We start from the raw sequence: 8,413 nt of genomic DNA on the forward strand, positions 1-8,413 counted from the left end.
AGATTCCCCAGCGCTATCTCGACATCATCGAGAGCGTCACGGCGGCGGGCCCCCGGCTCCACGACCACCCCTTCGACGGCGGCGTGCACAGTGGTTCCGTTCAGGAGCCCGCCGACCCCCCGATCCCGGCCGACACCCCGCCCGCCTGGCCCACCTCACACGCACCGACCGCGACCCCGCCCGCGCCGGCCCCGCTCCCGTCGAGCTACGTGAACTCCTACGGCACGCTCCCGGACGGCACCGTCGGACTGGTGTACGCGGAGCCGTTCTCCGACGAGGTGATCGAGGGGCTGCACGGTCAGGTGTACGAGGCGCTCGGCGTGGACCCCGACAACCCGCCCGAGTCGGTGCGCGACCAGGTACGGGACGCGCTGAGCCGCGAGAACCTCGCGCTCCAGCTGCCGTATCTGCGCTCCAACGGCGGCCACCGCATCACGGTGCGGGTCGACGGCCGCGACCACACCGTCGACGTACAGCTGACCCTCTCCGGGGCCCGGCCCTCGCTGCGGCAGGGCCGCTTCGACCCGCGTGACCCGGACAAGCACGTCGAGCGGCGCGGGTTCGGTACCCGGGAGAACTTCTCCAGCCAGCCGTCCGGCACCTACCGTACGTTCCAGGTGCCCTGGACCGGTTCCTGGCCGGTCACGGCCCCGACCGCGGTGCGGGCGGTGGACGGATCGCTGTCCGCGGCCATCACCCACAACCAGGCGAGCGACGCCACCACCGTCACCCAGGCCGTCCAGACGACCTCGGCCCAGCGCTCCAACGAGCCCTCGGACCCGGTGGAGTTCACCACCCACTGGCGGGTGCGCGTCGACGCCCCCGCCGCCCCCGCACCGCCCGCCGCCCCCGCACCGCTCGCCGCCCCCGCACTGCCCGCCGCCCCCGCGACCGGTACCGCACCCGCGCCGGGCGGGTGGAGCGCGCCGGAGTCGCACGGCTCCACCACCATCTGGTTCCCCCGTCACCTCACCACCGCCGATCCGGCGCCGGGTTCGCTGCCCGCGCCGGCCGCCCCGGCGGATCTTCCGCTGTACGGCGTCGACTCCGTGATCGACCCCAGGGCCCTGTACGAGCACGTGCAACAGACGTTCCACGCCGATCTCGACGACACCGCCGCCGGGCAGGTCTCGGACTTCCTCTCCGAACAGGTGCTGCGCGGCACGCTGCCCATGCAGATCGACGGCGGCATCTACTCTCCCGTCCTCACCGACGCCTCCGGCACCGCGGTCGGCATGCTGCACCTGGTCACCGTGCCCACCGTCGGCACCCCGCAGCGGCAGAGCAACCCGGGCCAGATCAACCTCGAAAGCCATGTGGTCAACACCGCGAAGGTCGACCTGTCGTCGAAGTACACCAGCGGCATCGCGGTCAGCGGCAGCGCCGCCGCCGCACTCACCGGCGACCACCACCAGGGCCACCCGGACGCCTCGGACACCGTCGGCGGCAGCCTCGGCCTGCGCGGACAGACCCAGGCGACCGTCACCAACACCTACGGGGCGAGCAGTTCCTCCGGCACGATGCACGCCATCCGTACCAACCGGGGCCATCTGCTCACCCCCTCAGGCGTCACCTACCGGGTCACCCTGATCCGGCCGGACGGCACCGAGACCCAGGCGCCGCCGTTGGTCCACGCGCACGGCATGGACCTGCGGGTGCTGAGCAGGACGGACGCCACCGGCCACCCGCCGACCGCCGCCGAGGTGAGGGAGCTCCCGGACTCGCTGGAGCGGCTGGACGGCATCGGGCTGAGCACGGCCCCGCTCGACGTCACCGGCACGGACGCGCTGTTCGACCGCGCCGAGGCATGGCTGCGCCGGGAGGGCTTCCTGCCGCCGGACCCCACGGCGCCGGGCCCCGCCGGGATCGGCGCGCGGCTGAAGCAGGCGGTGCGGAACCACGAGCCCGAGCACCAGATCCGGCTGCACGCCCAGCTCAACAACCTGCGCCGGCTGCGCGAGGCCCGCTCCCGCACCGGGCTGCGGGCCGCCACCGACGCCATGGTGGACGGCGGGCACGCCCTGCACTTCGAGGTGCCGAACAGCACCGACACCGGTGTCCGCCGGGTCCGGCTGCTGCTCACCGCCGTCCGTGACACCCCGACCGCCAGCACCCACCGCCGGGTCCTGCCGGGCATCCAGATCATGGGCCTGGCCCAGATGTCGGGCGGCGACACCGAGCAGCGCGGCGAGTCCTACGGCGCTGCGGCCGGGCCGATGGGCAGTGTCAGCGGGCCGCTGGGCAGTTGGGGCTCCATCGGGTTCGGCGCCGACTACCAGTACGGCCACCAGGTCACCCACGGCGACACCGTGGGCGGCGCCACCGGGCACGACCAGTTCTTCATCGCCTCAGGGCAGGACAGCCACGAATTCGAGGTGCCGGTGCGGCTGGCCCTCGACCTCTACGCGGACGACGGCGACCGGCCCAGCGAGCGGTTCGGGCAGGACGTCAACCAGGCCGCCCTCGCCGCGGCCCCGCCCGTCGTCGTCCCGCCGGTCGTGCCCGGCGCGCCGCCTGTCGTCCCCGCGCCGCCCGCCCCCGTCCCGCCGACGGTCGCCGGCTCGCTGCGGCTGGCGGTGCCGCACGGCCGTACCCACGCGCCCTCGGCGACCGCGGCGCCGCCCGCCGCACGCGCGGACGGGGCGCCCCGCCGTACCGACGCGACCGACCTGGCCCGGCTCGACGGGACCGACGCCACCGGCACCCCGCGCCCGGAGCTGGTGCGGGTGCCGGACGACGCCCTGATCGACACCGTGCGCGGCTCCGCGGCCATCGAGTCGGTCTTCCAGCGGGCCGCCGCGGAGATCCGCCGCCAGGCCCAGCCGCCGCCCCCCGCCACCACGACCACCGGCACCGGTCCGATCCTCCCGGTCACCGCCCCGGGGGTAGCCCCCGCCCCGACGACCGCCGGTGTGGCCACGGGTACGGCCCCCGGCACCACCGCCGCCCCGGCCCCCGCGCCGCCCGCCGCAGCGCGACCGCAGCGCGACGGCATCTCGCCGCTCGCCGGGCACGGGCTGACGGACAGCAGGACCCGCGCCGCCGAGACCCGGCACGCCGCGCTCACCCCGGGCAGCCTCGTCGCCCACGGCCACCAGCTGTTCAAGAACTCCTACGTCGTGGAGGGCCTGAGCCTGCCGGGGACCGTCGCGGACGGCCAGTACTCCCTGGAGATCCAGGCCATCGCACACAGCCCCCGGCTGCTGGACACCACCAGGCAGTACCTGGAGACGGGCATCACCGCCACCGACAGCGCCCAGCAGCTCAAGTCCCTCGGCAAATCACACCAGTTCGGCGGCACCGGCGTACTCACCCAGAACCCGCCCACGGCACCGGAGGGCCCGGAGGACGCGGCCGGACAGGGCAACACCGGCCCCGAGTCGGACGGTTCGGTCTCGCATGGCGCCCCGAGCCACAGCGGCAAGCCGTACAAGGGCCTGTTCAACCCGTCGGGACGGCTCGGCCACGTGGCCCGCACCGACACCTCCGACACCCTCTCCGCCGCCACCGGCGCCAACCGCACCCCCACCGAGAGCGGCACCCTGCACCGGGTGGTCGCCGACGTCACCTATGTGGTCACGGTCCGGGCCGGCTCCCGCAACCTGTTCAACGGCGTCGGCGGGCCCGGCACGGTCGACCCCGTCACCTTCGCCGTGGACGTTCCCGACGGCCTCCAGTTCCTCCTGACCCAGGGGCAACTCGCCCGCGACGCACGGTGGCTGGGCTCGGTGCAGGGGCTCGCACCGGCGCCCGCACCGGTTCCGACGGCGGCACTGCCGGCGCCGTACACCCGCAACCGGGAACTGGGCATCGGCGGTGTCCTCTCGGTCATCGAGTACCAGCGGCCCGTCGCCGCTCCCCTCCCGTCGACAGGGAACCCGGCGGGCGCCGTCCCGCTGGTACCGGTGAACCCCAGGGAGCGCCGCGGCCAGGTCCGGCGGGAGCTGCTGACGCTGGTGGAGGCCGAGGCACCCGGCGCGGTCACCCCGGGGCACTCCGGCTACCAGCCCGGCGTGCACAGCCGGATCGCCCAGCTCACCTCGACCGCCGGACTGCGTTCGCTGCCCGGACGCGGCCCGGACGGCACCCCGCGCCGCGCCACCACCCGCTTCCACTTCCGCCACCACGGATACGGCGGCGAGCGGCTGGTCGAGGTCACCCTGACGGCGGTGCCCCGGCGGACCCAGAACCTGGCCGCCGTCCGGGGTTCCTCGGCGCCCGGCTCGGGCCTCGAACAGTGGCAGTCGCACACCTCCTCGGGCCGTACCACCACCCGGGCCTCGGTACGGCAGACACAGCTCCCGGTCACCCTGACCACCCGCTACCTCCGCCCGAACCAGGGCCCCGACCCGACCAAGGCGGACCGCGCGGCGCCGGTGTTCACCCCGCAGTCGGCCAGCAGCAGGTCGGCCCGGCGGGCCACCACCGCCGACAACCGGTTCTGGCTGCGTACCGACAACGGCGCCGACTTCGACGGCCTGGAGTACGACTACGTCCTCTCCGTCCGCTCCGCCCTCGTCGCCGACTGGCCGCCCAACGTCGTCGGCGGCCTCCTCCAGAACGGCGTCATCGCCTGGTCCGAGGCGAACGGCGACGTACGCCGGTGGATGGACGAACTGCTGGCCCGCGGCAACCCCCGCACCCGCACCGTCCCGGTCCGGCTGACGCTGCGGTTCACCGGCACCGAGACCGGCGCACCCGCCCGGCCGGCCACGGTGACCGCCCCGTCCGTCGTCTCCGGCGCCGACCCGCGCAACACGGTGCTGCCGGGTCCCGCCCGCACCCCGTACCTCGCCGACGCGCAGATGTTCCACCCGGTGGGCCCGACCCCGGCGTTCGCGTTCGACGGCTGGGCGCATCTGGAGACGGCGCTGAACGAGGTGGCACCGCGCGGTGGCCGCGGCTGGCACGCACAGATCACCTCCGTGTCGGTGGAGGGGCAGGCGGTCCGGCTCGGCCAGCTGATCCAGGCCGGGCGGGTCTCTCTCGACCGGCCCCGGCTGGCCGCCGACCTCACCCGCCGGATGCCCGGCAGCACGCCGTTCGAGGGGCCGCCGGACCGGTCCCCGTCGATCTCGGTGACGCTCTACAACCCGCGCCGCGCCACCCACGCCGACGACATCACCCTCGACCAGCTCCACAACACCACCGACACGGTGAGCACCGCCGCCGGCGCCGACCACTCCTTCGCCACCGCGTTCACCGAACTCCTCAGCGGCGACGACGGCAACCACCAGCTCGCCGGTCTCTCCGTGCCGCTCGCCCAGCGGCAGACCCAGCCCTCCACCTTCGGCGGCACGACGACCGGCAGCCGCCGCGACTGGCTCAAGTCCGGCAGCACCAACGCCCCGGCGAACGGGGCGCGGGGCACCCGCAGTTACGCCGTCGACGCCGATGTCCACCTGCTCGTCGAGGGCCCGGAGGGGACCCGCCACGTCACCGGTACCGTCACCCTCCGCGTCGAGGAACGCGACCTGCTCGGCCACGGCCTCATCACCCCGGCCGAGTCCCCGGCGAACGTCCACGACCTGCCCGCGCTCGTCCCCGACTGGGCCACCGCCGCGCCGCACACCCTGCCCGAACGCCTGCACTCCGCGATCCCCGCGGGCAGCCACGGCGTGCAGTTCTGGGCGGCCCTCGGCGCCGACCCGCAGGGCACCCGGCTCGGACGGGCCCTCTACACGGCCTCCCGTGCCGCCGTGCTCGGCAACCGGCCCGTCGAACTGATGACCCGCGACCCGCAGGGCATCCGCCGCTGGGAGTTCACCCCGGAGGGCGCCCTCGTCACCGCCGACCCCGGCCTCACCACCGCATGGACCGCCTTCCACGCCCAGGCCGAACTCCTGCACTCCGCCACCGACACCCTCACCGACACCCCACAGCGGCTGAACCGCCTCACCCTCTCCCTCCAGCACGCCAACCGCGCGCATACGGACGCCACGGACGCGCTCGAATCGGCGCGGCAGGCGGTCACTGACGCGGTCGCCGCCCGGCAGCGGGCGCGGACCGCCGCCGCCACCTCCGCACAGGCCGTCCTGGATGCCGAGGCCCTGGTCGGGCGGCTGAAGAACGGGCTCGCGGACGCACGGCGCACCGCCACCACACTGCCCGAGGTGATCGCGCGGAACGAACGGAACGAGTCCCAGGGCCGCCGTGACCTCCAGACCGCGCTGGCCAGACTGACCCGGACCGAGAACGCCGTACGCGCCGAACGCGCAGCAGCCGCAACCGCAGCCGCAGCCGCAGCCGCGCAGAGCGGGCAGGGTGGGCAGTCGAGTGCCGCACCGGCAGCTCCGGCCGCCCCGCCGGCCCCCGCCGCGGTCGGCGCCCCGCGCTCCAGCCGTCCCGCGGCCGATGTCGCCGACGACCCCCGGGTGCAGGCCGTGGTCCCGGCGATCACCGCCGCCGAGGACGCGATCCAGCAGGCCACCGACCGGCTCACGGCCGACCGGGCGGCGCTGGGACAGGCTCAGCGGATCGTCGCCGTCGGACCGGCCCGCATCCGCCAGGCGGAAGAGGACCACGCGGACGCCGTCGCCCAGGCGCGGGAGGACGCGAGGGCCGTGGACCGCCGCGACGAGAACCTGCGGGTGGCCAGGATCCGCGAGACCCGCGCCCAGGGTCACGTGACCCGGGCCCAGGCCAAGGTCACCCGCCGCAACAAGGAACTCGCCGACGCCGTCACCGCACAGCAGCAGGCAGCAGCCGACCAGATGGCGGCCACCGCCGCGCTGCCGGGCCTGTCCGCCGCCGTCCAGGACAGCGCACCGACGCCCGAACAGGCACTGCGGACCACCTTCGCCACCACCCCGCCCCGCTGGCCCGACCCCGACGGCCGGGCCGCCCCCCTCCCGGCCGGCGGCCAGACCCACGACCCGACCGCCGCTCCCGCCACCGGTACCACCGTGACCGGGACGACGGCGACCACCGCCACCACGCCGCCGTCCAAACCGGCGAACCCACAGCCCAAGAAGACCGGCACCACCCAGGGCAAGGGCAAGGCGGCGAACAAGACCAAGGGCAACGCGGCAGACAAGACCAAGGGCAAGGCCCCGCTCGTGCCGCCGCCCCCACCGCCCGGCACGAGTACGACGACGCCGGGCACCAGCGCGACGACGCCCGGCACCACCACAACAACAACGCCCGCCGTCCCGCCGTCCCCGTACGTCACCCCCCGCGGCAACGGCGTCCCGACCCCCGGCGACGGCAACTGCCTGCTGTACGCCGCCATCGGCAGCGCGCCGCAGCTGGTCGCCGCTCGGCTGCAACAGGCCGACCCGACCCTCGACGCGGGCCTCACCGCCTGGCTCGGGCAGCCCAACCTCGTACGGCAGACCCTCATGGCGCTGGCGCAGAACCCGCAGACCGCCGTCCAGGGGTCCGGGCATCTGCGCGCCGCCCGCCAGGGGTTGCAGAACCTGGTCCTGACCCGGCTGGCGGCGGCACGCAACGGCACCCAGCCGCTCCCGCCGCAGGTCCTCGGCCAGCTCAGGGGGGTGCTCGTCAGGCGGTTCGCGACGGTCGCCCAGAACAGGCCCGCCGCCTGGGTCGACAACCAACTGACCCAGTACGGCATCACCGGTGTGACCCGCGCCGAGGACATGGACCCGGTCGACCTCCAGACCCGGTACGCCCAGGCCGTCTCGACGCCGGGCGCGCCGCCCGCACCGGCCGGCAGCCCGCCGAGCAACCGGCGCATGTTCGCCTATCTGCGTGCGGTGAACGCGCTGCCGACGCTCGCCACCATGACGGTCGACGAGCGCAGGGCACTGCTGATCGCCCGTTACCACCGGAGCACCACCCCGCTCACCGCCCCCGAGGCGACCGAACTCGACCGTGCCGTGCGCAACTGGTCGGACGAGTGGGCGAATTCGGTCGGCGACACCTTCCTGCCGTTGCTCGCCGACACACTCGGCGTGCCGATCCAGGTCTTCCAGCCGGTGTCCGCGGCGCTCGCCGGCACCACCGCGACCGGCGGCCCCCGGGGCATCATGCTGCGGTACGGGCCGGTCACCAACACGCCCGCGATGGAGCTGTACTACACGGGCCTGAACCACTACAGCGCCACCGACGCGGGCCCTGTCACCACGGCCGGCCCTTCGGTCGTCACGTCGTCGAGTGCGCCGCGTCGTGCGGGGGATGTGCCGAGTGTGGGGTCGTCGGGTCGTGTGCGTCCGGTGCCGGTGCGGGACGGGCGGGCTGCGGTGCGGGTTTCCGATCCGGTGCGGCGGGGGGAGTGGTACGGGTTGCGGGGTCGGGCTCGTGCGGCGGTGCAGGCTACGGAGCGGTTTGATCCGCACACGGATCAGAGCAGTGTCCCGCCGCGTCCGGGCAGGTTGGGTGGTGCGACGACGTTGATTCGGTCGCATGTGCGCCGGATCCAGGCGCCGGACCTGCGGTGGGTGCGTGACCA

At 74.8% G+C, this 8,413-nt stretch carries 1 pseudogene; it reads left to right on the plus strand.

Annotated elements, in window-relative coordinates:
• Positions 1 to 8,413, plus strand: a pseudogene (locus tag AB0D74_RS50210) (hypothetical protein); the annotation flags it as partial.

The organism is Streptomyces sp. NPDC048278, from assembly GCF_040652195.1.
Taxonomy (GTDB): domain Bacteria; phylum Actinomycetota; class Actinomycetes; order Streptomycetales; family Streptomycetaceae; genus Streptomyces.